22 protein-coding genes are annotated in these 25,841 nt (G+C 53.8%); 19 read left to right on the forward strand and 3 right to left on the reverse strand.

Annotated features, from left to right (window positions below):
• Positions 1-53: 53 nt before the first annotated feature.
• The 16 genes from IB237_RS13920 (at position 54) to IB237_RS13995 (ending at position 18,725) form a co-directional block, all read left to right on the forward strand.
• Entirely contained in the window at positions 54-1,907 is a 1,854-nt protein-coding gene (locus tag IB237_RS13920) for an ABC transporter ATP-binding protein (protein WP_192489251.1), read from the forward strand.
• Positions 1,904-2,869, forward strand: coding sequence for an ABC transporter permease (locus IB237_RS13925; RefSeq protein ID WP_192489252.1), 966 nt, complete (start codon positions 1,904-1,906; stop codon positions 2,867-2,869). The genes IB237_RS13920 and IB237_RS13925 overlap by 4 nt, the downstream gene beginning before the upstream one ends.
• Positions 2,866-3,822, forward strand: coding sequence for an ABC transporter permease (locus IB237_RS13930; protein ID WP_192489253.1), 957 nt, complete (start codon positions 2,866-2,868; stop codon positions 3,820-3,822). The genes IB237_RS13925 and IB237_RS13930 overlap by 4 nt, the downstream gene beginning before the upstream one ends.
• Before the next feature lie 14 nt (positions 3,823-3,836).
• Positions 3,837-5,138 (forward strand): alpha/beta fold hydrolase, encoded by a 1,302-nt coding sequence (locus IB237_RS13935; RefSeq protein ID WP_192489254.1) that lies wholly within the window; start codon positions 3,837-3,839, stop codon positions 5,136-5,138.
• A gap of 16 nt (positions 5,139-5,154) precedes the next feature.
• The gene (locus IB237_RS13940) at positions 5,155-6,957 is read left to right on the forward strand and encodes an aminopeptidase P family protein (RefSeq protein WP_192489255.1); all 1,803 of its coding nucleotides are present in this window, start codon (positions 5,155-5,157) and stop codon (positions 6,955-6,957) included.
• A gap of 447 nt (positions 6,958-7,404) precedes the next feature.
• Positions 7,405-8,544: an HD domain-containing phosphohydrolase gene (locus IB237_RS13945; protein ID WP_192489256.1), complete on the forward strand. Its 1,140-nt coding sequence runs from the start codon at positions 7,405-7,407 to the stop codon at positions 8,542-8,544.
• Positions 8,534-8,857 carry a hypothetical protein gene (locus IB237_RS13950; protein ID WP_192489257.1) on the forward strand — a complete coding sequence of 108 codons (324 nt, stop codon included), beginning with the start codon at positions 8,534-8,536 and terminating at the stop codon, positions 8,855-8,857. The genes IB237_RS13945 and IB237_RS13950 overlap by 11 nt, the downstream gene beginning before the upstream one ends.
• Positions 8,857-9,225, forward strand: coding sequence for a response regulator (locus tag IB237_RS13955; RefSeq protein WP_192489258.1), 369 nt, complete (start codon positions 8,857-8,859; stop codon positions 9,223-9,225). Before IB237_RS13950 ends, IB237_RS13955 begins: the two co-directional genes overlap by 1 nt.
• Entirely contained in the window at positions 9,222-11,216 is a 1,995-nt protein-coding gene (locus IB237_RS13960; protein ID WP_192489259.1) for a chemotaxis protein CheA, read from the forward strand. Before IB237_RS13955 ends, IB237_RS13960 begins: the two co-directional genes overlap by 4 nt.
• Positions 11,213-11,728: a chemotaxis protein CheW gene (locus tag IB237_RS13965; RefSeq protein ID WP_192489260.1), complete on the forward strand. Its 516-nt coding sequence runs from the start codon at positions 11,213-11,215 to the stop codon at positions 11,726-11,728. Before IB237_RS13960 ends, IB237_RS13965 begins: the two co-directional genes overlap by 4 nt.
• A 25-nt stretch (positions 11,729-11,753) precedes the next feature.
• Positions 11,754-13,448, forward strand: coding sequence for a methyl-accepting chemotaxis protein (locus IB237_RS13970; protein ID WP_192489261.1), 1,695 nt, complete (start codon positions 11,754-11,756; stop codon positions 13,446-13,448).
• A 176-nt stretch (positions 13,449-13,624) separates the two neighbouring features.
• Entirely contained in the window at positions 13,625-15,439 is a 1,815-nt protein-coding gene (locus tag IB237_RS13975) for a methyl-accepting chemotaxis protein (protein ID WP_192489262.1), read from the forward strand.
• A gap of 3 nt (positions 15,440-15,442) precedes the next feature.
• On the forward strand, positions 15,443-15,937 hold the full coding sequence (locus tag IB237_RS13980; protein ID WP_192489263.1) for a chemotaxis protein CheW: 495 nt from the start codon (positions 15,443-15,445) through the stop codon (positions 15,935-15,937).
• A gap of 13 nt (positions 15,938-15,950) precedes the next feature.
• Complete coding sequence (locus tag IB237_RS13985; protein ID WP_246787912.1) at positions 15,951-16,799, forward strand: protein-glutamate O-methyltransferase CheR; 849 nt, start codon at positions 15,951-15,953, stop codon at positions 16,797-16,799.
• An 8-nt stretch (positions 16,800-16,807) separates the two neighbouring features.
• Positions 16,808-17,899 (forward strand): chemotaxis response regulator protein-glutamate methylesterase, encoded by a 1,092-nt coding sequence (locus IB237_RS13990; protein WP_192489265.1) that lies wholly within the window; start codon positions 16,808-16,810, stop codon positions 17,897-17,899.
• 124 nt (positions 17,900-18,023) lie between these two features.
• Positions 18,024-18,725, forward strand: coding sequence for a ParA family protein (locus IB237_RS13995; protein WP_192489266.1), 702 nt, complete (start codon positions 18,024-18,026; stop codon positions 18,723-18,725).
• Between the two features lie 24 nt (positions 18,726-18,749).
• Here the strand turns inward: IB237_RS13995 and IB237_RS14000 are convergent, their stop codons facing one another.
• From IB237_RS14000 to IB237_RS14010, 3 genes are all read right to left on the reverse strand, one after another.
• Positions 18,750-20,486 carry a methyl-accepting chemotaxis protein gene (locus IB237_RS14000; protein ID WP_192489267.1) on the reverse strand — a complete coding sequence of 579 codons (1,737 nt, stop codon included), beginning with the start codon at positions 20,484-20,486 and terminating at the stop codon, positions 18,750-18,752.
• A 217-nt stretch (positions 20,487-20,703) separates the two neighbouring features.
• Positions 20,704-21,333, reverse strand: coding sequence for a TetR/AcrR family transcriptional regulator (locus tag IB237_RS14005; protein WP_192489268.1), 630 nt, complete (start codon positions 21,331-21,333; stop codon positions 20,704-20,706).
• Positions 21,334-21,477: 144 nt separating this feature from the next.
• Positions 21,478-22,491, reverse strand: a complete 1,014-nt coding sequence (locus IB237_RS14010) for an NAD-dependent epimerase (protein WP_192489269.1) — start codon at positions 22,489-22,491, stop codon at positions 21,478-21,480.
• A 134-nt stretch (positions 22,492-22,625) separates the two neighbouring features.
• Between IB237_RS14010 and IB237_RS14015 the strand changes: the two genes are divergently transcribed.
• The 3 genes from IB237_RS14015 to IB237_RS14025 all read left to right on the forward strand — a co-directional run bounded on the left by IB237_RS14015 (position 22,626) and on the right by IB237_RS14025 (position 25,721).
• On the forward strand, positions 22,626-24,014 hold the full coding sequence (locus tag IB237_RS14015) for a nucleotide sugar dehydrogenase (protein WP_371815321.1): 1,389 nt from the start codon (positions 22,626-22,628) through the stop codon (positions 24,012-24,014).
• Between the two features lie 118 nt (positions 24,015-24,132).
• Positions 24,133-24,699, forward strand: coding sequence for a sugar transferase (locus IB237_RS14020; RefSeq protein WP_192489270.1), 567 nt, complete (start codon positions 24,133-24,135; stop codon positions 24,697-24,699).
• Between the two features lie 110 nt (positions 24,700-24,809).
• Complete coding sequence (locus IB237_RS14025; protein ID WP_210323962.1) at positions 24,810-25,721, forward strand: NAD-dependent epimerase/dehydratase family protein; 912 nt, start codon at positions 24,810-24,812, stop codon at positions 25,719-25,721.
• Positions 25,722-25,841 lie beyond the last annotated feature (120 nt).

The raw sequence follows: 25,841 nt of genomic DNA on the forward strand, positions 1-25,841 counted from the left end.
GACGTCGAAGCAGGGTCACGCCTTTGCAACTGTTGAGTTCAGGGAATTGATCGATGCCCATTCTGGAAACCCGCAATCTGAACATCCAAATCCCGACGGAAGACGGCATTGTTCAGGCAGCCAGAAATGTTTCTTTTGAAGTAAGACAGGGCGAGCTTTTCGGCATTGCAGGCGAATCCGGCTCTGGAAAAAGTGTCTTGACGCAAGCCGTGATGGGCCTGCTGCCCAACGCCGAAATTACCGGCGAAGTCCTGTTTCAGGGCAAGAACCTGCTGACCCTTTCACAAAAGGAAATGCGCAGCTATCGCGGCGCGCGTATTGGCATGATCTTCCAGGATCCACTGTCGAGCCTGCATCCCTATTACACCATCGGCTCACAGATCACCGAGATGATCCATGCCCATGAGCGCGTCTCGGCCGACGAGGCAAAAAAACGGGCCATTTCGATGCTTGAGCGGGTGGGCATCCCCAATGCCGTCAGCCGTTTTAACGCTTATCCTCACCAGTTCTCCGGTGGCATGCGCCAACGTGTGATGATTGCCATGGCACTGGTGCTCAATCCGCCGTTGGTCATTGCCGACGAACCAACGACAGCCCTCGATGTTACCGTTCAGGCGCAAATTATCGAACTACTCAATGAGATGCGTCGCGAGCGCGGCACCACCGTCATCATGATCACCCATGATCTCGGCCTGCTTTCCAGTATCGCTGACCATGTCATGGTCATGTATGCGGGCAATCGCATGGAGCTCGCCTCCAGCAACGCGCTTTTCTCCCAGCCAGCCCACCCCTACACCGCCGGTCTGCTGAATTCGTCTCCGGCCAATTACACACCGGGTGCAGAACTGGTGCCGATCCCCGGCCGGCCACCAAGCCTTATTCACCTACCGAAAGGTTGCGTGTTCAAGGCCCGCTGTCCGCAGGCCCAGGAGATCTGTGCCAGCCCGCCGCCGCTTCGAATTTTCAACGACGAAACGCAAAGCCTCTGTTGGCTCGAAATACCTGCATCATTGAAAGAAAAGCAGAATACTTTGGCCGTAATCTCACAAGCCGACACGGTAACGGTACCGGCCAAGGTCATTGAAGCGCGCAACGTCAAGCTGAGCTATAATCTCGGCGGCCCATTCGGGCCGGGAAATACGCTGGAGGTACTGAAAGGCATTGATCTCGATCTCTACAAGGGAGAGACGCTGGGCCTTGTCGGAGAATCTGGCTGTGGGAAATCAACACTGGCACGTGTTCTGGCTGGCCTGATACCGGCAACCGACGGCAGCGTTGTGGTCGAGGGAAAATCTCTCCAGGCACTAAGCGGTCGCGAATGGCGGGAGATGCGAAAGCGCATTCAGCTGGTGTTTCAGGATCCGTTCGGCTCCCTCAATCCACGTCGACGCGTCAGCTCCATCATCGGCGACCCCTTTCGCATCCACGGCGTATTTGCGGGAAACCGGCGCAAGCAGGCGGTACAGACATTAATGGAAAAAGTCGGGCTTAACCCAGAACATTATAACCGTTTTCCATCCGAGTTTTCAGGCGGTCAGCGGCAGCGTATCGGCATTGCCCGCGCCCTTGCACTCAACCCTGAACTTATCATCTTTGACGAACCGGTTTCTGCCCTGGATGTCTCCATTCAGGCACAGGTGCTGAATCTGATGCGGGAACTGCAACAGGAGTTGAATCTGACCTATCTGTTCATCTCCCACGATCTTTCCGTCGTACGACACGTGTGCAACCGCATCGCGGTGATGAACAAAGGGCAGATCGTCGAGCTTGCCGATGCAGAAAGCATCTATTCCGACCCGCAGGATCCCTACACAAAAACGCTGATTGCCGCGTCCATCCACACCCCGAACACGGTTGTTGCGCAAGACAGGCAGTTGATCCGCTCCATTCCGGGAGAGGCCGCATGACCGACACAACACAAACCACACCAGAAACGACGGTTATTCAGCGCGGCCCTTTAGAGCTGACAATGCGTCGCTTTTCCAGAGATCGTGCCAGCGTCATTGCGCTGATTTTTATCCTGGCACTCATCGTCATCGCCATTTGCGCACCGTTGATCGAAAATGCGACAGGGCACTCTCCTATTGAGCAGTACCGGACAACCGGCCTAAGCGAAATGGGCCTGCCGGTCGCCCCGAACGATGAATTTACGCTGGGCACAGACCATCTGGGTCGTGACGTTATTGTCCGTCTCGCCTATGGCGCGCGCGTCTCCTTGCTGGTTGGCGTTCTGGCATCGCTGGCTGCCGCCTTCATTGGCCTGACGATTGGCATGATTGCCGGTTATGTCGGCGGGGCAACCGATATGGTTCTGAGCCGCCTGATGGACCTCGTCATGAGCGTGCCTTTCCTGCTTTGCGCTTTGGCACTCGTTTCGGTGTTCGGGCCAAGTCTGGGCCTCAGTGTCGGGGTTATCGTATTCTTCAGCTGGACGACGATGGGCCGTGTCATACGCGCCGAGGTCAATTCGCTTCGTCGTCGTGAATTTGTCGAAGCCAGCCGATCATTGGGAGCAGGCCCGGTGTCCATCATGCTGCGGGATATTCTGCCCAATCTGAGCGTACCCATCATCGTCTACACCACGATGATGATCCCGAGCGCCATCGTGTTTGAAGCAACTCTTTCCTTCCTTGGACTGGGCATTGTGCCACCAACGCCGAGTTGGGGCGGCATGCTGGCCGATGCGGCCACCAACTCGATTTATCTTGTGGCGTGGTGGCTGGTGGTGTTCCCGGGCATGGCGCTGCTATTCACGACACTTGCCTTCAACATTCTGGGCGATGGACTGCGTGATGCGCTTGATCCGAAAGCTCGTCCCGTTCGTATGAGCCGGTTTTTGAAAAAAGCCGGAAAGGCAGGAAAACCATGATCCGTTACCTCTTAAAAAGACTGGGCTTTTCGGCACTGATCCTGTTCACCCTCAGCGGTTTCGTGTTCTTTCTGTTCTTTGTTGCGCCCGGAGATCCTGCCCGCGTCATCGCCGGAGAAAAGGCAACTGAAGCGCAACTGGTCCAAATCCGCACCAATCTCGGGCTGGATCGACCGATCCCCGAGCAATATTTCAAATTCATCAGCAAAGCAGTTCAGGGTGATCTCGGCTTTTCCTATCGAAACCAGCAGCCGGTTACCAAACTCATCGTCAACAGAATTCCCGCCACCGTCTCATTGGTTATCGGCGGTGTGATTTTCTGGTTGCTGATTGGGATTCCGATCGGCGTGATGTCTGCCCGACATCCCGGCGGTTTTCGCGACCGTATGGGGCAAGGTTTTATTCTGCTTGGTCTCAGTTTTCCGACTTTCGTTCTGGGTATGCTGTCACTTTATGTGTTCTATTTTCTGCCCAAGCAGGCGGGGTTCACCCTGTTTCCGGCCGGCGGTTACAAGCCGTTCCTGAGAGATCCAATCATCTGGGCATGGCATCTCTTCCTGCCATGGATGACGCTTGCGCTGGTTACAGCTGCGGTCTATGCCCGTCTCACACGTGGTCATCTTTTGCAGGTCATGGGGGAGGATTACATCCGCACGGCCCGGTCAAAGGGACTTTCAGAGCGAACCGTTCTCTTTAAACACGGTCTGCGCAGCACCCTGACGCCGCTGGTAACGCAACTTGGTGCCGACATCGCCTTGCTTCTGGGCGGCGCCATCGTCATCGAGCAGATTTACGGCCTGCAGGGTGTCGGTGCGCTGGCTGTCCAGGCTGTCAACAACCAGGATCGTCCGATCATCATTGGCGTGGTGTTATTGGGTGGTCTTTTCATCGTCGTGACAAATATCGTCGTCGATCTTCTTTACGCTGTTCTGGACCCCAGGGTTCGAAGATAGGAACGGAAAATAAAATGGCTCTTTCCGAATACGTCATTCCCGGCATGTTCATTCGTGATCACATCGTCACTGTTCCGCTCGACTGGAGCAAACCGGATGGCGAAACGATCGAGGTCTTTGCACGCGAGGTATGTGACCCGACCAAGCGCAACGCTACACTGCCGCTGCTTGCATTTCTGCAGGGCGGCCCCGGCGGCAAATCTCCCCGTCCGGCAAATGGTGGTCCCTCCTGGCTTGCTGAAGCGCTGAAAAGCCACCGTGTCATACTGGTCGACCAGCGCGGCACGGGCCGCAGCAGCCGCATCGAAAGCGCCACCATGTCTCGTTTTGGCGACGACGGCGCAAAGGCGGCGGATTATCTCGCCTGCTTCCGTGCGGACAGCATCGTTGCGGATTGCGAGCACATTCGCAAAACCCTGTTTGCCGGAAAAAAATGGGAGACGCTTGGCCAGAGTTATGGTGGCTTCCTGACGCTCACCTATCTATCCAAGGCCCCTGAAGGTCTGTCTGCCTGCTACGTCACTGGTGGTCTGGCTGGCATTGATGCGACGGCAGATGACGTCTACCGCTGCACCTATCCGCGTGTCGCAGCCAAAACGGCTCGTTATTACGAGCGCTACGCTGCAGATCGCGCCAAGGTGGGCAAGATTGCCGATTTCATCGCAAGAAATGATGTTCGGTTGCCGGATGGCGATCTACTGACCGTGCGTCGCTTCCAGACCGTTGGCATCGATTTTGGCATGGCGCCCGGCTTTGAAAACATTCACTGGCTGGTTGATGAAGCTTTTTCGTCCAGTGGAGAGGATCGTCTGTCGGATCATTTTCTGGCATCAGTGATGAACCTGACATCCTATGATGGAAATCCGCTCTTTGCCGTGCTGCAGGAAAGCATCTACGGACAAGGACAAGGTGCCACCAATTGGGCAGCAGAACGCATTCGCGCAGAGTTTGCCGACTTCGAGGAAACAAAACGGCCTTTGCAATTCACCGGTGAGATGATGTTCTCATGGATGTTTGACGAAATCCGTTCTCTCAAACCATTCCGTGCCGGCGCCCGTGCTCTGGCCGAACGCCAGAGCCATAGCCAGCTCTACGATACCACACGCCTTGCCAGCAACGAGGTCCCAGTGGCCGCCGCGGTCTATTTTGACGACATGTATGTCGATGCGGGCCTGTCGCTGGATACCGCAAAACGTACCGGCAACGTCGAGGCATGGGTTACCAACGAATATGAGCATGATGGTGTACGCCAGTCTTCCAGAGTGTTCCGTCGCCTGCTTGATATGGTCCGGGACAAAGGCGGCCCGCTCTCCTGAATGAAAGCAAATTAGCATGACCTCTTCTGCTGATATCAAAACGCGGCTTGCCGCGCTTCGTGCTGTCTTGGCCTCCAAGGGGCTGGATGGCTTCGTCGTCCCCCGAGCGGATGCCCATCAAAGTGAAGTGGCGGCACCGCGTGACGATTGCCTGGCTTTCATCACTGGCTTCACCGGTTCTGCCGGCCTGGCACTGATCATGGCAGACAAAGCCCTGATTTTCGTCGATGGACGCTACGATATCCAGGTGCGCCACGAGGTGGATCAGGCATTGTTTGAGGTTCATCACTTGCACAATGCGCCCATCGACCGATGGATGCGTGGCAATGCGACAAAGGGCATGCAGATCGGCTTTGATCCGATGTTGATCAATGGTGAACTGCACAACAGAATGTCCAACGCCCTGGTGAAAGTGGGCGCCGTTCTTACTCCTGTAGCAGACGACATTTTCGACCAGATCTGGAAAGACCGTCCGCTCAAGCCATTGGGCGCTGTTCGCGCGATGCCGGTGAGCGTCGCAGGAGAGACTTCGAAAAGCAAAAAACAACGTGTTGCCGCATCAATCACTCAAAGCGGTGCAGACATTGTTGTGGAGACACTGCCAGACAATATTGCATGGCTTTTGAACGTTCGTGGTTCAGACGTGCCTATGAACCCCGTGCCGCACTCCTTCCTGACGCTATCATCCGATGGAACAGCGGAGTGGTTCGTTGATCCGCGCAAACTCGGCAATGATCTATCAACGTTCGAACTTGATAACGTGCAACTGTCGTCGCCCGACGCATTCATAGATCGTCTCGGCGAACTGGCGTCCGGCAAGACCGTTCTGATCGATCCGCAGTTCTCTCCTGTTGCTGTGCGTCTCGCGGTCAAAGCCGCTGGCGGCAAGACCGTAAGCAAAACCAGTCCGATTACGATTTTGAAAGCATCCAAAAATGCTGTCGAGCTGGAGGGTTACCGTCGGTGCCATGTGGAGGATGGTGTTGCCGTCACCAATTTCCTCGCCTGGGTGCTGAAAGAAGGACGTGAGCGAGAAGGCACGGCAAATCCGCTGACCGAGCTTGAGGCCGAAGCAAAATTGCTGGCATTCAGAGCGGAAGGTGCAGGTTTTCTGGAAGCAAGTTTCCGCTCGATTTCAGCGTCTGGCTCCAATGCTGCAATGTGCCACTACAATTCTGCAGAAGACACCAACGCCGCAATCGACAGCCACTCACCGTATCTGATTGATTCCGGAGGCCAATATACAGACGGCACAACAGATATAACCCGCACATTAATGCTGGGAACGGCGAGTGATGCCGTTCGGCAGACCTACACGGCCGTTTTGAAGGGGTTTCTGTCGCTGCTCATGGCAAAAATGCCGATCGGCACACAGGGACATCAATTGGACGCCTTTGCCCGCCGTCCTCTATGGGATCTCGGCCTCGATTATGATCACGGTACAGGACATGGTGTAGGGCATAATCTTCTCATTCATGAATATCCGCACCGCTTTGCCAAGATAGCCAATCCCTACGGCCTCGAACCCGGAAACATAATGACTATCGAACCTGGATATTATGAGGCCGGAGAATATGGGCTGCGTATAGAAAATCAGGTCGAAGTGACTGCCGTCTCTTCAAAGTTCTGCGGCTTTGTGTCTTTGACGTTGGTCCCTATCGACCTCTCGGCTGTCGATGTTGCCAAACTATCAGACGACGAAATTCTTTACCTGAACAACTACCATCGGACTGTGAGAGAGGTGCTCTCATCAAGGGTAAAGCATGAGACGCTTGCGTTCCTGATGGAGCAAACCCAGGCGATTACACGTCCGCAATAAAGACAACAAAATCACGACAAACTTCGCGAGACCTCCCATTTTCGCGAAGGGCGAGACGTGCGAACCTTTACGGTCGGTTAACGGGTGGGAAAATACAACCTGAAAAAAGGCAGAAAAAAGGCAAAAACAAGCATGAAACGAGGCTGCACTCGCCTCAAACATGACTAACCGTCTCAATTTACAAGTATATTCAATTCACCGCCCTATACTAATAGGCAATCAATTGCACCCTCACATTAATTAGACATTAACTATGTGCCCACATAGTGCAACCCGAAGCGGAATATCTCGAGGAAGCTCTCGCGACGTCTCCGTGCTTCTCAACTGATGGCATGACGCCACTCAGAACACCTTCAAAAAATGTCCAATCTTAGCGAAATTCACCGTTTTCACGGACCGTTTTCGTGCGCGCATTTTTCAGTTGAATACGGCAATCGGGGGCCAAACGTGCATATTGTACTGGTAGACGACAGCAGGTCTGCTCTTTTTGCACTTGATATAGCAGTTCGGGAAATTCCCGGTGTGCATGTTATTGCATTTGAAGATCCCGCAAAGGCACTGGAACACTGCCTGAAATCCCCTATCGACCTTTTGATCGTTGACTTCACAATGCCCAAATATACCGGCATTGAGCTTGTGGCTGAACTCAAACGTCAGAACGTCCTGCAATATATCCCCGTCATCATGGTGACATCGGAAACGGAACGCAGCATCCGCATTCAGGCCATTGAGACTGGCGTAACCGACTTCATTGGCAAACCTTTTGACTCGATTGAACTGAAAGCGCGAGTGCGCAACCTTCTGGCGCTGCGCAGAGCACAACGCGACCTTTCCCAGCAGGCCAGCAGGCTTGTCGATGAAGTTGACAAGGCAACCGAAGAGCTTGCCGAGCGTGAAGAAGAAATCATCTGGCGATTGGCACGCGCAATCGAGTTTCGCGATGGCGATACTGGTGATCATATTTCCCGTGTCGCCCAGATCAGCAAGCTGATCGCAAAGGATCTCGGCCTCTCCAGTGAACACTGCCGCATGATCTATCTTGCTGCCCCCTTGCACGACGTTGGCAAAATCGGAATCTCCGATAGCGTGTTGCTCAAACCCGGCCGCTTGACGCCGGAGGAAATTACAGAGATGCGCAGACACGTCGAAATTGGCGTGCGGATACTCGAAAAAGGAACCTCCGATCTGGTTAGGATTGCCGAGGCGGTTGCCGGTGGCCATCATGAAAAATGGGACGGCACCGGCTATCCAAAGGGCATTACCGGCGAAAACATTCCGATCGAAGCCCGCATCGTCGCAATCGCCGATGTTTTTGAAGCCCTGTGTTCAGAACGGCCTTACAAACGCGCTTGGCCCATTGAAGAGGCCCGCGACCACATCATCGCGCAAAGCGGCCTCCATTTCGACCCAGCCTGTGTGACGGCCTTTGAAAACCAATGGTCACGCATCGCCAGCCTCATGGCGCAGGATCTGCCAAAAACGATCGTTGATGTTCCCAGCTTGGAAACACCCGACGAACCGGCTGGCCCGAACCAAACCGTCTCTGAAAAACCCGCACCAGTACGAGAAACGTCCAATGTCAAGTAATGCAACCGCTGAAACGCTGGTGTTCCCTCCCTCACTCTCCATCAGGCAGATATCCGGCACCCACGAACTGCTTTTAAAGCAGCTCGAGAAAGAAGACGCCCTGCTTCTGGACATTGCAGACGACGCTGACACTGACCTCAGCTTCATTCAACTGATCGAGGCCTCCCGCCTCTACGCCAAAAAACACGGAAAAACAGTCAGCCTGAAACACCCTGCCAGTGAAAACCTCCAGCAGACACTCCGCAGAAGCGGCTTCCTGTCACGTATGGACAAAGAGTCACGTCAGTTTTGGCTGCATGGAAAGGACATCTAATGAGCGCCCATATTCTTACAGTCGACGACTCTGCCAGCATCCGCATGACCACAAAGATCGCGTTGACCAACGCCGGTTATCAGGTCACCGAAGCGGTTGATGGCCAGGACGGCCTTGCCAAGGCAAAGGGTGCGACGTTCGACCTGATCATCACAGATTTGAACATGCCCAACATGAACGGTCTGGAAATGATCGAGGCATTGCGCCAGTCGCCGGCACATACCGGTATTCCGATCATCTTCCTCACCACTGAGTCCGATGCCGACATGAAGGCGCGGGCCAAAGCTGCTGGCGCAACTGGCTGGCTGACTAAACCCTTCGACGCTGAAAACCTCGTCAAGATTGCCAAAAAGGTACTCGGAAAATGACCACGCTTGACCCGATTCAGGTTTTCAGGACGGAAGCGGCTGAGCTGTTCGAGCAGATCGAAAGCGGTCTGCTTGATCTGCTTCACGACCTTTCCGATCAAGATCAGATCGACGCCGTGTTTCGCGGCCTGCATACCCTGAAAGGGTCCGGCGCAATGTTCGGGTTTGAGGCGCTTGCCGCCTTTACCCATCATTGTGAAACGGCATTTGACCGGGTGCGCAAGGGCGAAGTACCCGCCACCAGCGAACTCATCGCAGCTGTTCTGGCAGCGCAGGACCACATGCGCGCCCTCGTAGAGAACCCGCTCGGTGTTCCCGGTGATATCGGCGACAAATTGCTGGCCAAACTGCATGACGCCGTTGGCGAGGGTAACCGCGGATCGGTAACCCATGTACCAGCCGCAGCCAAAGCGGTACAACCGGCACCAAAGCCGAAAGCGACGACATGGAACGTCAGCTTCCGCCTTCCAATCAACGCCATGGCAAACGGAACCAATCCGCTTGGTCTGTTGGATGAGCTGGATGAACTGGGTGAATGCGAAATCGTCGCGGACCTTTCAAAGGTCCCATCGCTCGATGTTCTCAATCCGAGCGATCTGCATGTCGGTTGGTCGGTAACGCTTACGACGGAGCAACCAAAGTCCGCCATCGAAGATGTTTTCATTTTCGTTATGGATGACATGGAAATCAACATTCGCCAGGTTGAAGACACTGCAGAAGTCGAAGAGACCCCTGTTGTAGAAGAAGTCCTTCAGACACCAGCGAAAGTCGCGCCAGCAGCAGCCCCGGTACAAAACGACGCCAAGAACGCCAAGGCCAACGAGAATGTCCGCGTTCCGGCAGAGCGGCTGGATGAACTGATGGACCGCGTCGGTGAATTGGTTATTGCCCAGTCGCGCCTGTCCCAATTGGCCGGTGGTAGCGCCGACATTCTGCTTCGCTCTGTTTCCGAGGATGTCGAACGTCTTTCGGGCGAGTTGCGCGATACCATGATGGTGTTGCGCATGGTGCCGATTGCCCAGCTTTTTGGCCGGTTCCGCCGTTTGATCCATGACCTTGCCCGCGAAACCGGCAAACACATCGAACTGGTCACCGAAGGCGAAAGCACCGAGGTCGACAAGGGGGTCATTGAGCGCCTGGCAGATCCACTGGTCCACCTTGTGCGCAATTCCTGTGACCATGGATTGGAAACACCGGAAGAACGAATTGCTGCAGGCAAGCCTGCAATTGGTACGATTACTCTGGTAGCACGCCAATCCGGTGGCGATGTCACGATCAGCATTCGTGATGATGGTCGGGGTATTAACCGCGACCGTGTACGCGCCAAGGCTGAGTCTTCAGGGATTATCGCAGCGAACGCGGTTCTTGCAGATCAGGAACTCCTGCAACTGATCTTCCAACCCGGTTTTTCGACAGCCGCCCAGGTCACCAACCTGTCGGGCCGAGGTGTCGGAATGGATGTGGTCAAGCGCAGCGTCGAAGCGCTTCGCGGCACGATCAACGTCACCAGCACCACTGGCGTAGGATCCGAGATATCTCTGGCAATCCCGCTCACCCTTGCCATCATCGATGGTCTGCTCGTACGGGTCGGCACGGGCTGCTACGTCATTCCATTGTCCGCTGTTGAAGAATGCCTTGAGCTTTCTCCCGAAGAAGACCTGCGTTCTCGCGGTCGGTCGTTCATCTCGCTGCGCGAAAGTCTCGTGCCATTCATCCGGTTGCGTGACCTCTTCAGAACAGGAACACCTCCGGACCAATTCCAGAAAGTCGTCGTCGTTTCGACGGGCTCGGAACGTGTGGGCTTGGTCGTTGACCAGATTATCGGGGATCACCAGACCGTCATCAAGGCGATGTCGAAACTGCATCATGACGTATCCACCTTCTCAGGGGCGACAATTCTCGGCGACGGCAGCGTCGCTCTGATCCTCGACGTCGGCCATCTCGTGGCAGCGGGACAACACCAGGAGGCGCAGTTGCGCGCAGCAGGATGAACCAGCACATTACAATCAATGCCGGTACCATTTGGAGCAAGGACGACGACGTAGAGGTTCTTACCTTCAGTCTCGCCGGAGAAACCTTCGCGATTGAAGCAGTCAAGGTCCAGGAAATCCTTGATCTTCTGCCCGAAACCTCGGTTCCAGGAAGCTTGCCTTTCGTTGGGAGTGTCATCAATTTTCGCGGCAAAGTCATTCCGCTGGCGGACATCCGACTGGCCTTTGGAATGGAGGCTGGAGAAAAGACGATCGACAGTCGGATTGTGGTGATTGAGTTGCCACTTGGTGATGAACGCACGCTTATCGGAATTCGTACCGACAGAGTTTTTGAGGTCACCACCTTTTCAAAAAGCGCCAGTGAAGCCCCACCCAGCGTCGGAATGCGTTGGCGCGCAGATTACATCGATTGCCTGATCAAGCGGGAAAACCAGTTTGTTATCCTGCCGAACCTGGCGGCAATTTTCTCAAATCACAATTCACAATCGGCGGCTGGACCCTCGCACGGTTAAACTGAGCCAGAAATGGAGAACTAACATGCGTGCTTCGATCAAGTTGAAACTTGGACTAGCCTTCGGCTTCATCATCGTCATGCTCGTTGCGACCGCGAGCTACGGAATTCTGAGCCTTGGTAACCTCAACAATACGCTGGGAAGTGTTCTGCAGGGACCTGCTCTACGCCTCAAGCTGGCCCAAAATCTGAGCAACGAGCAGCTTCAGCAGCTACGGCAGCAAAAGAACTTGCTCCTGGCACCAGGTGCAGCAGAGATGCAGAACTACATTACGCTCTCGGACAATGCGCGCCGTGCCTTCGATGAAAATTTCAACCAAGTGAACGCCCGCGCAACCGAACAGGGTAAGGCCATCTGGGCGAAACTGGCTGACTTCACGGCAGAATTCCGCCGTCAGGACGACCGCATTCGCTCGTTGATGCTACAGGGCAACACTCCCGCAGCACTGCAGGTCTCTACAAACGAAGCACGCAAAGTCACAAACGAAATCGACGCGCTGCTCAGCGAAGTTGTTTCATTGGAAGAGACCCGCCTGGACGAAGCTGAAACGGCTGCCAATGCAACCTACATCGACACCAGAACAATCATGATTTCCGTCGCTGCATTTGCGTTGGTCATCGCTGTTATCGCTGCATTCTGGATTGCACTTTCGATCAATAAGGGCTTGCGCAATGCGGTGCGTGCCGTACAGAGCGTCGCTGAAGGAGATCTGACTGAGTTCGCCGCTATTTCGAGCAAAGATGAAATCGGCGAAATGCTCAGCTACCTGAATGGTATGATTGAAAGACTGCGCGGCGTTGTGGGCGATGCACTCTCCGCATCAGACAACGTATCGTCCGGCAGTCAGGAACTGTCTGCAAGTTCCGAGCAACTCTCGCAGGGTGCAACCGAGCAGGCCTCGTCAGCCGAAGAGGCATCCGCCTCGATGGAAGAAATGGCAGCCAACATCAAGCAGAATGCTGACAACGCCGCACAGACTGAAAAGATTGCACGTCAGTCTTCCAAGGACGCCGAAGTCAGCGGTGAGGCTGTTGCCCGCGCCGTCAGCGCGATGCGCACGATCGCCGAAAAGATTTCCATCGTTCAGGAAATCGCCCGTCAGACCGACCTGCTCGCGCTTAATGCTGCGGTTGAGGCTGCCCGCGCAGGTGAGCATGGCAAAGGCTTTGCGGTTGTTGCTTCTGAAGTGCGCAAGCTGGCTGAACGCAGCCAGGCAGCGGCATCCGAGATCAGCTCCCTGTCCGGCGAAACTGTGCAGGTAGCCACAGAGGCAGGCGAAATGCTGAACCGTCTGGTTCCGGATATCCGCAAAACCGCCGAACTGGTTGCTGAAATCTCGGCCGCGTGCCGCGAGCAGGACATCGGTGCATCGCAGATCAATGAAGCGATCCAGCAGCTCGACAAGGTAACGCAGCAGAATTCCGGCGCATCCGAAGAAATGTCGGCCACGTCAGAAGAACTTGCCGCGCAGGCAGAAGAACTGCAGAGCAGCATCGCCTTCTTCAAGGTTGACCGCGCCGCCACCTCGCAGTCCGCACCAGTGCGCAAGGCCGTTGGAAAGCCACAATCAACTGCACGTCAGGTGGCGAAGCCTTCTTCCTTCAAACCGGCTCCGAGCGGTTCGGTCAAGGCTCAGCAGGCCAGAGCAAAGGGTTTCGCCCTTGACATGTCGATGGGTGGACCGGATGCACACGACGCTGACTTCAAGGAAAGCGCCTGAAACAAGACAATCTGATGCCGGTTAATCCGGCATCACACCACCGCGTGTATGCGGTGGCCCAAAGGGTCGCACGGACCTGCAGACAGGTGGATGTCTCGCCCCACTGCATTCTCAAAGCTTTTCTTCCGTGAAGTATGAAGAGCCAACTTCGCACATTACCGTCATCGGGGACATACATGCGTCTGACTATCAAACTGAAACTGGCAATGGCCTTCGGTCTTGTTATTACACTGCTCGCCATCACCGCGGGCTACGGCATTTATAGCCTGGCAAATCTGAATCAGGCCGTGACGGACATCATCGCAGGTCCGGCGCATCGTCTCGAAAGCGCCCAGAACCTAAGCAACATTCAGCTTCGGATCACCCGCTCTCAGATGAACATGGCGACGGCAACCAATAGTGCGGATGTTGCAAAATACATCGAAGCTAGCTCCACAAACCGTCAGCGCTTTGATGAACAGGTCAATGAACTCGAGCAGGCATCCACAACCGAAGACGGCAAGCGTGGTTGGAGAGAAGTTCGTGCTGCGAGTGCTCGCCTCTTCGCGATTGACGATCAGATCCGGGAATTTGCACGCGTCAACAACGCGACAGAGGCAGTCCGTCTTGCCACTGGCCAGGGACGGCTTATCGTGGATGAAATCGAGGCTTTGATCACAGCCCGTGTCGAGGCGAACAAGGCCTCAATGGTCCAGGCAGACCAGGACACAAATGAGCAGTACACGGCCACTCGCGACTATATCATAGGACTGACAGTCATTGCACTTGTGCTCGCGATTAGTGCAGCGTTGTGGATTGCTCTTGGCATCAACCGCGGCTTGAAAAAAATCATGGTTGTCGCTGAAGCTGTTGCGCTTGGCGATCTCAATCAGGATGTCGACATCAAGACGAATGATGAAATCAAGGATCTCGTTAACCGCATCAATGTGATGACGGGCAACCTGCGCAACACCGCTTCTATCGCCGACCAGATTGCCGACGGTGATCTGACTGTGACGCCAACACCGCTGTCCGACAAGGACACGCTCGGATTGGCACTGGAACGTATGGTTGAGCGTCTTCGCGGCGTTGTTGCAGACGCACTGTCTGCCTCAGACAATGTCTCTTCCGGCAGTCAGGAATTGTCTGCAAGCTCTGAGCAGCTTTCTCAGGGTGCAACCGAACAGGCATCATCCGCCGAAGAAGCCTCTGCGTCAATGGAAGAGATGGCTGCCAATATCAAACAAAACGCCGACAACGCAGCGCAGACAGAGAAGATTGCTCGCCAGTCCTCTAAGGATGCCGAAGCAAGCGGCGAGGCTGTGGGTCGTGCGGTCAGCGCAATGCGTACCATCGCCGAAAAAATCTCGATCGTTCAGGAGATCGCACGTCAGACAGACCTTCTCGCTCTCAATGCCGCTGTAGAAGCAGCCCGTGCGGGTGAACATGGCAAGGGTTTTGCGGTCGTCGCTTCCGAAGTCCGCAAGCTCGCCGAACGCAGCCAGGCAGCTGCATCGGAAATCAGTTCACTCTCCGGTGAGACCGTTCAGGTCGCGACGGAAGCGGGCGAAATGCTCAACCGTCTCGTACCTGACATTCGCAAGACAGCTGAACTTGTTTCCGAAATTTCGGCCGCTTGCCGCGAACAGGATATCGGTGCGAGCCAGATCAACGAAGCGATTCAGCAGCTGGACAAGGTCACGCAGCAGAACTCCGGTGCCTCCGAAGAAATGTCTGCAACATCCGAAGAGCTTGCCGCGCAGGCAGAAGAGCTGCAGAGCAGCATCGCCTTCTTCCGCGTTGATCGTACCGTAGTTCCGCAAGCCGCTGCGGTTCGCAAACCCGCCGCAAAGCCTGTAATTGCTGCACGACCTGTCGCCAAGGCACCAGCATCGAGATCCGCAACAGCGAACTCGGTCGCATCTCAGCAAGCTCGGGCAAAAGGCTTCGCTCTCGACATGTCCATGGGCGGACCCGACGCAGGCGATGCAGATTTTAGAGAAAGTGCCTGATCTATGACCAATGTATCCTCCGAAGGTCAGTTTGTTACATTCAGCCTGGGTGACGAAGTCTTTGCGGTACCTGTTGAGGTGGTTCGTGAAATCCTCGATCATGAGGATGCATTCAAGATCCCACACGGACCGGATTATCTTCTTGGCTTGCGCGATGTGCGTGGACAAGGCGTTCCGGTCATTGACCTCAGACTTCGCTTAGGCATGAGCGGGACGGTCAAGACACCCCACACCAGGATGTTAGTTCTCGATATTCCAATGACCGAGCGCGTACTTGCGCTCGGCTTGGTGGCCGACAAGGTGTTTGAGGTCACTCCTTTCAGGGGTGACCAGATCGAAACAGCGCCTGACATTGGGGTAAACTGGAGTTCGGACTACATAGCCGGGGTGGTGAGGCGTGAAAGTGACTTCGTGGTCATCATAGACCTCGCACGCCTTTTCTCCGATGCCGCTGGCGTGCTTTCGCGCCCATCCAGCCGCTCTGGCCAAGCCGCATAAAGGAGCTTTTGTCTTGAATGCGACTGCAAGAAACACCTTTGATGACAGCCTTAGCCAACGAGACTTTCGTCAACTCGCGGCTTACATCTATGATTATTGCGGCATCAAGATGCCCGATACAAAACGATCAATGCTGGAAGGTCGCCTTCGCAAGAGATTGCGGGCGACAGGCTGTGGGACATTCAGCGCCTACTGTAACTATCTGTTTCGAGAAGGTGGCATGGATGCAGAGTCCATTCACCTGATCGATGTCGTTACGACCAACAAGACAGACTTTTTCCGTGAACCGAACCATTTCGAGTATATGGAACAGGTCGCTCTTCCGACACTTGCGAGAGATGGTCATCGTCGTATTCGCACCTGGAGTTCGGCATGTTCAACAGGTGCCGAACCCTACACTATGGCCATGGTACTGGCAGAAGCTGTCGAGAGAAATGTGATCCAGGACTACAGTATCCTGGCAACGGACCTTTCAACGGATGTCCTGAAAAAAGCGCATAGCGGTGTATACGCACGTGATCTGCTAGAGCCTGTTCCTGCTCCACTGGCAAAAAAATACGTCATGCAACCGGTAGACAAACACAGGAATGACGTCCGCATCTCTCCCGCACTGAGGTCAAAAGTAGGGTTTGCCCGTCTTAATCTGATGGATGCTAAGTACCAGATCGGCGAGCCTGTTCAGATGATTTTCTGCCGGAATGTCCTCATTTATTTTGACAAGAAAACGCAGGTGCACGTGTTGTCGCGCCTTTGTGAAAACCTTGTCTCAGGTGGATATTTGTTTATCGGTCATTCTGAAACCGTCACGGGGATCGATCTTCCGATACGACAAGTTGCCAACACCGTGTTCAAGAAGAACTAACTAGCGTTATGTCCAAGAAGATCCGCGTCCTCATCGTTGACGATTCTGCGAGTGTCCGACAGACGCTCACAGCGGTCCTGCAGTCCGATCCGCAGATCGAAGTGATCGGCGCAGCCGCCGATCCCTTCATCGCCGCCAAGCGAATACAAGAAGAGATCCCCGACGTCATCACACTTGACGTCGAGATGCCGCGTATGGACGGGATCACCTTTCTTCGCAAATTGATGTCACAACATCCGATCCCAGTGGTGATGTGTTCCTCATTGACGGAATCCGGCTCGGAAACGCTGCTCCAGGCTCTCGAAGCCGGCGCCGTCGATGTTATCCTCAAGCCCAAAATTGGCGCAGCGGACCATCTTGCAGAGTCTGCCATGAGGATATGCGAAGTCGTGAAGAGTGCTGCACAGGCAAGGCTAGGACGTCGTAAGATTACGTCCGCCCGCCAGTCGGAACTCAGCGGGCCAACTGCCAAGCTGACGGCTGATGCAGTCCTGCCTCCTCCCTCGGGCAAGGCGATGGCTCGCACCACGGAAATGGTCGTCTGCGTGGGTGCCTCGACCGGTGGCACAGAAGCACTGCGCGAAATGCTGGAGAAACTTCCTGCCAATGCACCTGGCATCGTCATTGTCCAGCATATGCCGGAAAAATTCACCGCAGCTTTTGCCAAACGTCTCAACAGCCTGTGCGAGATGGAAATCAAAGAAGCGGCCGACGGTGACCCTGTGTTGCGTGGTCATGTGTTGATTGCACCGGGTGACAAACACATGTTGCTGGAGCGCCAGGGCGCCCGTTATCATGTGTCCGTCCGCACCGGTCCCCTGGTATCACGTCACCGCCCGTCTGTTGACGTGCTTTTCCGTTCGGCAGCGCGCGCCGCCGGCGCCAATGCCATGGGTGTCATCATGACCGGCATGGGTGACGACGGCGCACGTGGCATGCTGGAAATGCATCAGGCTGGTGCTTTCACCGTATCTCAGGATGAAGCAAGTTCCGTCGTTTTCGGCATGCCGAAAGAAGCAATCGCCCATGGCGGTGTCGAAAAGATCCTGCCACTCGACCGCATAGCCGCAGAGATATTGGCTGAAGATCGCCGGCGATAATCAGATTTCCGGCGGCTGTTTTACTGTTCATTAACCATGTTGGCGAATGATGGACGAACCACCATGCGACCCGGTGCGTCCTGTGAGGCATGAACGTCTCTGTCAAAATTTCGGATCTGCGGCCATGTCAGTCATCACGTTTGCAAACACCAAGGGCGGCGCGGGCAAAACAACCGCAGTCCTGTTGCTGGCGACTGAACTTGCCCGTCGGGGCCTGCGCGTATGTGTGATTGATACCGATCCACAGCGCTGGATCTCACGGTGGCGCGATGCCGCTGATTACCGGGTCAGCTTTACAGTCATCACCTATGTCACCGCATCCAACTTGCAGCAGCATGTGCTGGACAGCCGCAAGGCCTTCGATCACGTCATCATCGACCTGCCAGGCGCACAATCACCTTTGCTGGCCACAGCAATCGGTCTGTCAGATCACGTCATGATCCCCGTGCAGGGAAGCACGATGGACGCGCAAGGTGGTGCCCAGGTGCTGGAACTGTTGCGTTATCTCTATGAGAAGGCCAATATCAGCATTCCGCACTCTGTTGTGCTGACGCGCGTCAATTCACTGGTCACCACACGCGCCTTGCAGGCTGCACGTCAACTGTTGGCCTCGCGTAATGTACATGTTCTGGATACACCGATCATTGAACGCTCTGCATTCCGCGACATGTTCGAATTTAACGGTTATCTGCACATGATGAACCCGGCGCAGGTGAGCAACCTGGACAAGGCCATTCACAACGCCGCATGTTTTGCAGACGAAATTCTGCGTCTGCTTCCGGCCTCAACAGCCAAGCGCAAGTCGGACATGATGCGCGCTGCCTGAACAAGTTCAGGCAGCATCACCGGCTTAAAACAAAGCGTCAGCGAACAGATCGTCGTCGTCTATAGATGACGATGTAACCGTTTCTTTTGCGGGACCGAGATCAACCGGGAAATACTGGGCGTGAATGTCACGTTCTTGCGCCATGGTGTAAAGTTTGTAAATCCGGTTCGAGAAGGGCTGGATTTTTTCACCGATTGACGCGACATCAATCGAACCACCGTTCAGGACGCTCGCGGACAGTCCGCAGCACTCATCCAGGACATTGCCAAGCTCGTTTTCAAAATCGAGTTTCACGACCGCCGAGCTGATACGGCTGAACACGGCCTGACCTTCGCGCGCCAGATCCTCCATGCCAGCTTCCATTTCAGTTTTGGCACCGGTGACGGCAGCAAGTGCGTCACGCAGAGGCTGGCTGAGGTCATTGGAAGCATTGGCTTCATGGAGACCAAGTTTGCCGATTGCCGTTTCGATCTGCTGCAGGTCGGACACGATCGCATCTGCAGGACTTTCCAGCTTCTCAGCGAATACCCGTAATTCAGCGCTCACCACATTCACAGAACGTCCTTCATCACCCAGTTTGGAGCAACGAAGATTGGAGTTCAAAGCCATGTAGTGAATTTCTGTCTTGATGGAACGCAGTACCCCCATGCCTCGGAGCAGGTCGTCAGCAGTTTGTGTAACCGTGCTCACAACAGCGTCGGCATCCGTACTGCTACCCTGCACGCGTTCTGCCAGCTGACAAGCCTTGGAGATATCACGCTCCATAAGCTGCAAGGCACCGCCACCGGCCTGGCGTGTGTTCTCGACGAGGTTATCACGCAGCGAAAGAATACGTGCAGCGTCATCGGCGAAGCTGGAAATACCTGCGAAAATCTTGCGGCAGTCCCGCTGCAGATCTGTCGTGGTTTCCTCCAGCTGTGCATTCACGAGAATCGCAACAGCTTCTTTCAACGTATCGGCTTCATCCTGAGAGAGCTCCCTGGCCTCATCAGAATTCAGGTATTCATCCAGCATCTGCATGGTCGACTGAACATGCTCGATGCGCTGGCGTGTGATGTCGCCGATCTGCAAAGATGAAAGTGCCGAGGCAATCTTGCTCTGAACGCCCTGCGCGATGGATTTAACCTGAGCAGCCATCTGCTTCATTTCGCGATGCTGTTCGCCCACCAGCGCTGAATTGCGCTTCAAGCCTTCAATGATTTCCGGGATAGTTGCCTGAAAATCCTTCAGGATCGTTGCCGAGAAATTCCGCGCCTTGCCAAGCTGCTGGCGCATGGTTTCAAGATAGGCACCAAACTTGCCAACTTCATCAGCACCAAACTGAATGCGCTCGCGGATTTCGTCAGCAAACGATGAAAATTCGGCAATGCCTGCACCGGTAATCTTCACCGTGATGGCAAATGTCTTGAGATAGCGGATTGTCTCTCTGATATCATCGAGATGATTGTCCGTCGACTTGCAGAATTCAGCCATGGCTTCAAACGCCACCTGCCGTTGCTGCTCGGTATCAGGCAGACGGGCAAGGTCTTCAATCGTCTTGCGCATGCCGGCGATCGCCGCATCAGCAGTACCGCCATCCATCGTACCGGCCATGCGGTCGAGAATTGCAATCAGATCACTCAAAATTTCCATGACGGAAACCAGCACTGAGCCGCCATCCAGAAAGGTCTTTTCGATGCGAGCATGCGCAACCGACAAGCCTGACGACAGGTCCGCTCGATGATCAATTATATTGGTTGTGAGTTTACGTTGTGCGTTCACTATTCTTTTCCCAACCGCCCTGTTTGAAGGCAAGCTAGGTGGAATATGGAAATGACAGGTAAATTCGGACGCCTGTTCTAAAACAGAACAATTTGAAGGTTAATGAACTGCGTCACATATCACTAGAATTGCAATGGACCTGTGACAGCAAGGTCTCTACACCCTGTCTTATCTCGTCTGTGAAGCGAATTTCCTGTGCAGATCTAAGCGCTTGATGTCACTGCGCAGGATGATGGAATATCGCCACGATTTGACGAGCAATGTCTTCCGGTGAAAGACGCCCTGCCCGATACCAGCCAGCCACCTTATTCAGCAGCGTCAACAGCAAAAGGCGATAAACGCTGCGATCAAGTGCGGGATCAAGCGGCAGCGCGTTGACAAGTTCTGTAAACAGCGCCTCAAAGGCATCACGCTTCAGGATCAGTTTTTCACGCACCGCAGGTGGCACTGACTGAAAATCATTCATCAGAGGCAAGGTCAACGAATTCGGGTCAAGCTGGATATCCAGCATGGTGATGCATGCGACTTCCAGCCGCTTCCAAGGATCCTCAACGCCTTCGATAGCCGCGCGAATACTATCTTCCCCCATTTGCAACGCCATATCGTGGACTTTGACAAACAGGGCTTCCTTGGACTTGATGTAATGGTAGAGCGAACCGCCCAGCAGCCCGACTTTTTCACCTATGTCACGGATCGACGTCGCCGCAAACCCACGCTCGGCAAAGAGTGCGCCTGCTGCTTCCAACACCTCGAGATGACGGTCTGTGAGTTTTGCGCTGTTCAGCTGCCCAGCGCCCTGATCACTCTCATTTTCCCCTCCACGCAAAACCTTTTTTCGGGCTGCCATCTAAACTCTTCCTCGACATAGCCTGCAGATCATCAGGTTTCGAACATTGCGCACAAATTCAACGGCACGAATAGAGGTGTCGTGATTATTCGACGATCAAAAGACGGGCCATGCCAGGAGACTTGAGAAAGACGAGAAAAGGTATCAAGACTTTGTGGAGTAGTAAGACTTATACCACTCGACAAATCGCGCGACCCCAACCTTGACCGGCGTGTCTGGATTAAAACCGACCCAACGTTCAAGTTCATCGGTATCAGCCGCGGTTGCCGGCACATCACCCATCTGCATCGGCAGATAGTTTTTCTCAGCCTTCATGCCCAGGGCATCCTCCAGCGCGCCGATGTAGTCCATGAGATGGGTTGGCTGATTGTTGCCTATATTGAATACACGATACGGCACGTTGCTGGTCGAGGGATCAGGATTGGCCGGATCAAAATTAGGGTCGGCCTCGGCAGGTCGATCATTTATCCGCACAACACCTTCGACAATATCATCGACATAAGTGAAATCACGGACCATTTGCCCGTGGTTGAAGACATTGATCGGCTTACCGTCCAATATTGCTTTAATGAACAGAAACAGCGCCATATCCGGGCGTCCCCACGGACCATAGACCGTGAAAAAGCGCAAACCTGTCGTCGGTAGATTGAACAGATGGCTGTATGTGTGAGCCATGAGTTCATTTGCCTTTTTTGTGGCAGCGTAAAGACTTATCGGGTGGTCGATATTGTGATGTTCGCTGAACGGCAAAGCGGTGTTTCCACCATACACCGAGGACGAACTTGCATAGGCCAGACTTTCAACACCGTTATGCCGACAACCCTCAAGAATATTCAGGAAACCCTGAATGTTGGAATCGATATAAGCGTGCGGATTTTCTAAAGAATACCGAACACCGGCCTGTGCGGCCAGATGAATGACGCGCTGCGGACGGTGTTGTTTGAAGATGCGGGCAACACCATCCTTGTCTTCGACACTCAGCTTGGAAAAGATGAAATTCGGATACTCTTTCAACCGTGCCAAACGCGCTTCTTTTAAAGCGACGTCGTAGTAGTCGTTCAAGTTGTCCACGCCAATGACCGTATCGCCACGCTCAAGCAAACGAATGCTCGTGTGCATCCCGATAAATCCCGCCGCACCAGTAAGCAGTATTTTCACGACAGACGCTCCAACTCGCAGTTTAGTTCAGTAATGTGTGACTCGTCGCCTCGGCAACGGAACACCAAGCGTTTCCAACACAATCGATAAATCGTCAATTCGTTTTACGCTTAAAGACGATCAACATTCAGATAGTGCAGTTTAAAACGACAATCCACCATAGAAAAACCACGTGCACTTTGCTAATCGCACGTACCTTCAAGCGTTACGAAGAAGCTGCTCATATCATTCTGAAAGGTGAGATAATGACGTTGGAAAATCGAACTGTAGCCGTTATTGGCCTTGGCTATGTCGGACTTCCTCTCGCAGCAGCATTCGGTCGCGTTAGAGAAACAATCGGCTTCGATATCAACCCAACGCGAATAACGGAACTTTCGTCGGGACACGACCGTACTCAAGAACTGACGCCAGATGAGTTGAAAGCCAGCACCAAAATATCGTTCACGGCGGATCCGGCGCAGTTATTAACCGCCTCCATCTTTATCGTAACAGTTCCGACACCCGTGGATGAGGCAAATCGCCCGGACATGACACCGCTTGTTAAGGCAAGCGAAACAGTGGGACGAGTGCTGAAAAAAAACGATGTCGTCATTTTCGAATCCACGGTCTATCCGGGCGCGACGGAAGAAGTCTGTGTACCTATCCTGGAAGCGGAGTCTGGCTTGGTCTACAACCGAGATTTTTTCTGCGGTTACAGCCCGGAACGTATCAATCCAGGGGATAAGGTCCACCGTTTGGAGAACATCGTAAAGGTCACGAGTGGCAGCACGCCCGAAACCGCTGACCTTGTTGATAGCCTGTATAAACAGATCATTCTGGCTGGCACCCACAAGGCCAGTTCCATTCGTGTTGCCGAAGCCGCCAAAGTGATTGAAAACACCCAGCGAGACGTCAACATCGCTTTGATGAATGAATTGAGCCTGATCTTTCAGAGGCTGGAAATTGACACGATGGACGTGCTTGAAGCCGCCGGTACGAAATGGAACTTCTTACCGTTCAGACCCGGTCTCGTTGGCGGCCACTGCATTGGTGTTGACCCCTACTACCTCACACACAAGGCTCAACAGATCGGTTATCATCCAGCTGTCATCCTAGCCGGGCGCCGCATCAATGACAGCATAGGCGCATTTGTTGCAGAAAAGACGGTAAAGCTTATTTTGCAACGTGATTTACCGCTTAACAATGCGCGGGTACTCGTGCTCGGGCTGACATTCAAGGAAGATTGCCCGGATCTACGCAACACCAAAGTTGTCGACATCATTCACTCCCTCAAAGAATATAATCTTGAGGTCGATATTTACGACCCTTGCATAAATGTTGAGGACGCCGACCGTGAGTACGGCCTGAAATGCCTGACAGCATTACCAGAAACTGACGATTACAGTGCTGTTATCGTCGCTGTTGGCCACAGCCAATTCAAGGAAATGGGCACAGACGCATTGCGCAACCTTGCAAAGGAAAATGGCGCATTGCTGGACGTGAAATCCATATTCGCCAAGGAAACAACCGATTGGAGACTGTAACGGTTTTTGGGTACTCTTCCGGCCATTAAGATATCGAGGTTGCTAGGCTGGCCGTTTCGAAATACATCGCCTATCTCCACTCTATGAGATAACAATATTATAACTCAGAGCTCTGAAAATGACGGCGAAACGCATAACCGATCTAGTTCTCGTGATATTAGCAGCGATAATTCTCGCCGTGCCCATGATCATGGTCGGCATTGCCGTGAGGCTTACCTCGAAGGGTCCGGCTCTTTACTGGTCGAAACGCGTTGGTAGAGGCAATCAATTGTTCGATATGCCAAAGTTTCGAACGATGGCTGTGGATACCCCAGTCGTCGCAACACATCTCTTAAATGACCCAGCGAAGCATTTAACGCCAATTGGCAGCTTCTTGCGCAAGACCAGTCTCGACGAACTACCCCAGCTCTGGTGCATACTGAATGGCGAGATGAGTTTCGTGGGGCCGCGGCCCGCTCTTTATAATCAATACGACCTGATTGAAGCGCGGACCTTGTGCAATGTCCATTCACTTCCGCCAGGGCTGACGGGCTGGGCACAAATCAACGGTCGAGATGAATTGGCGATTCCAGAAAAAGTCGCCTTGGATGCCCACTACCTGGCACGACATAGCTTCCTTCTCGACATGCGCATTTTGATTATGACCGCCGTGAGCGTTATCGGAGCCAGAGGCGTTAAGCACTAGAACTTCAGTTTTTGACGCCAAGTCGTCGCCACTTAGAATTTTGCCTTTCTTTGAGAAAGGTAGTCAGCACACTTGAATTGATTGATGGAGTATTTTTGTTGAAGACGACATTGGTCACTGGAGCGTCTGGATTTGTGGGTTCCCACCTAGTTACCGAGATGGCGCGACGTAACATGCCGTTTAGGGGACTTACGAGAGGAAGTGCGCCTAACTTGGTAACGATCCCCTCTTACAGTTCCGACATGAGCTGGCATCCTTATCTCGAGGATGTCGAGACTATCGTACATTTAGCCGCCCGCGTTCACGTGATGAGAGAGACCGACGTCGATCCAATCAAGCGATTTCGTGAAGCAAACGTTTTATCGACGATTAATTTGGCTAAACAGGCCGCAGAAGCCGGCGTTCAACGTTTTGTATTCGTGAGCTCCATCAAGGTGAATGGTGAGTGCACACCGGCCGGAAAACCATTTCGCGCAACTGACCCGCGAAGCCCACTTGATCCATATGGCGTATCAAAAGCAGAAGCCGAGGAAGCACTCATTGAACTAGGCGCGAAAACGGGAATGGGGATTACAATCGTTCGCCCCCCACTCGTCTACGGCCCCGGTGTTAAAGGTAATTTTCAAACCTTGATCAAATGGGCACGTAAAGGCGGACCATCGATTTTTTCCAAGGTAGACAACAAACGTTCCTTCATCTCCGTCGATAATCTTTGTGATTTTCTCATAACGGTTCTGGATCACCCGAACGCATCAAATTCGGTATTTCTGGTGAGCGATGGCGAAGATCTTTCAACCCATGAACTTTTAACCAGATTGACCACAGAGCTTGGCCGCACGCATAAAAGCATACCACTCCCCCCGTTCATGTTACGAGGGCTTGGAGCACTTGTCGGTCGCAAGGACATGATTGCAAGGTTGACAGAAAACCTTGAGATCGACATGTCAATGACGAGAAAGTTCCTAGGATGGGCACCTCCCTTTTCGGTAGGCGAGAGCTTGCGTAAGCTTACGAGGCCGTAATTTGATTGTGATCCACAAATAGCTCGCCAAGTTGCGCTGCGCGGTAGTATGGCGGCCTATAAAACGCGCCCCTCCCAAAATTTCAGATTTCCACAAGAATACGAACGCTCACGTATAATC

This window comes from Agrobacterium sp. AGB01 (genome assembly GCF_014851585.1).
Taxonomy (GTDB): Bacteria; Pseudomonadota; Alphaproteobacteria; order Rhizobiales; family Rhizobiaceae; genus Agrobacterium.

Bases quoted from the DNA above. Each gene is read 5' to 3' on its own strand.
- IB237_RS13920 (WP_192489251.1), top strand. From the start codon at position 54: ATGCCCATTCTGGAAACCCGCAATCTGAACATCCAAATCCCGACGGAA.
- IB237_RS13925 (WP_192489252.1), top strand. From the start codon at position 1,904: ATGACCGACACAACACAAACCACACCAGAAACGACGGTTATTCAGCGC.
- IB237_RS13930 (WP_192489253.1), top strand. From the start codon at position 2,866: ATGATCCGTTACCTCTTAAAAAGACTGGGCTTTTCGGCACTGATCCTG.
- IB237_RS13935 (WP_192489254.1), top strand. From the start codon at position 3,837: ATGGCTCTTTCCGAATACGTCATTCCCGGCATGTTCATTCGTGATCAC.
- IB237_RS13940 (WP_192489255.1), top strand. From the start codon at position 5,155: ATGACCTCTTCTGCTGATATCAAAACGCGGCTTGCCGCGCTTCGTGCT.
- IB237_RS13950 (WP_192489257.1), top strand. From the start codon at position 8,534: ATGTCAAGTAATGCAACCGCTGAAACGCTGGTGTTCCCTCCCTCACTC.
- IB237_RS13955 (WP_192489258.1), top strand. From the start codon at position 8,857: ATGAGCGCCCATATTCTTACAGTCGACGACTCTGCCAGCATCCGCATG.
- IB237_RS13960 (WP_192489259.1), top strand. From the start codon at position 9,222: ATGACCACGCTTGACCCGATTCAGGTTTTCAGGACGGAAGCGGCTGAG.
- IB237_RS13965 (WP_192489260.1), top strand. From the start codon at position 11,213: ATGAACCAGCACATTACAATCAATGCCGGTACCATTTGGAGCAAGGAC.
- IB237_RS13970 (WP_192489261.1), top strand. From the start codon at position 11,754: ATGCGTGCTTCGATCAAGTTGAAACTTGGACTAGCCTTCGGCTTCATC.
- IB237_RS13975 (WP_192489262.1), top strand. From the start codon at position 13,625: ATGCGTCTGACTATCAAACTGAAACTGGCAATGGCCTTCGGTCTTGTT.
- IB237_RS13980 (WP_192489263.1), top strand. From the start codon at position 15,443: ATGACCAATGTATCCTCCGAAGGTCAGTTTGTTACATTCAGCCTGGGT.
- IB237_RS13990 (WP_192489265.1), top strand. From the start codon at position 16,808: ATGTCCAAGAAGATCCGCGTCCTCATCGTTGACGATTCTGCGAGTGTC.
- IB237_RS13995 (WP_192489266.1), top strand. From the start codon at position 18,024: ATGTCAGTCATCACGTTTGCAAACACCAAGGGCGGCGCGGGCAAAACA.
- IB237_RS14005 (WP_192489268.1), bottom strand. From the start codon at position 21,333: ATGGCAGCCCGAAAAAAGGTTTTGCGTGGAGGGGAAAATGAGAGTGAT.
- IB237_RS14020 (WP_192489270.1), top strand. From the start codon at position 24,133: ATGACGGCGAAACGCATAACCGATCTAGTTCTCGTGATATTAGCAGCG.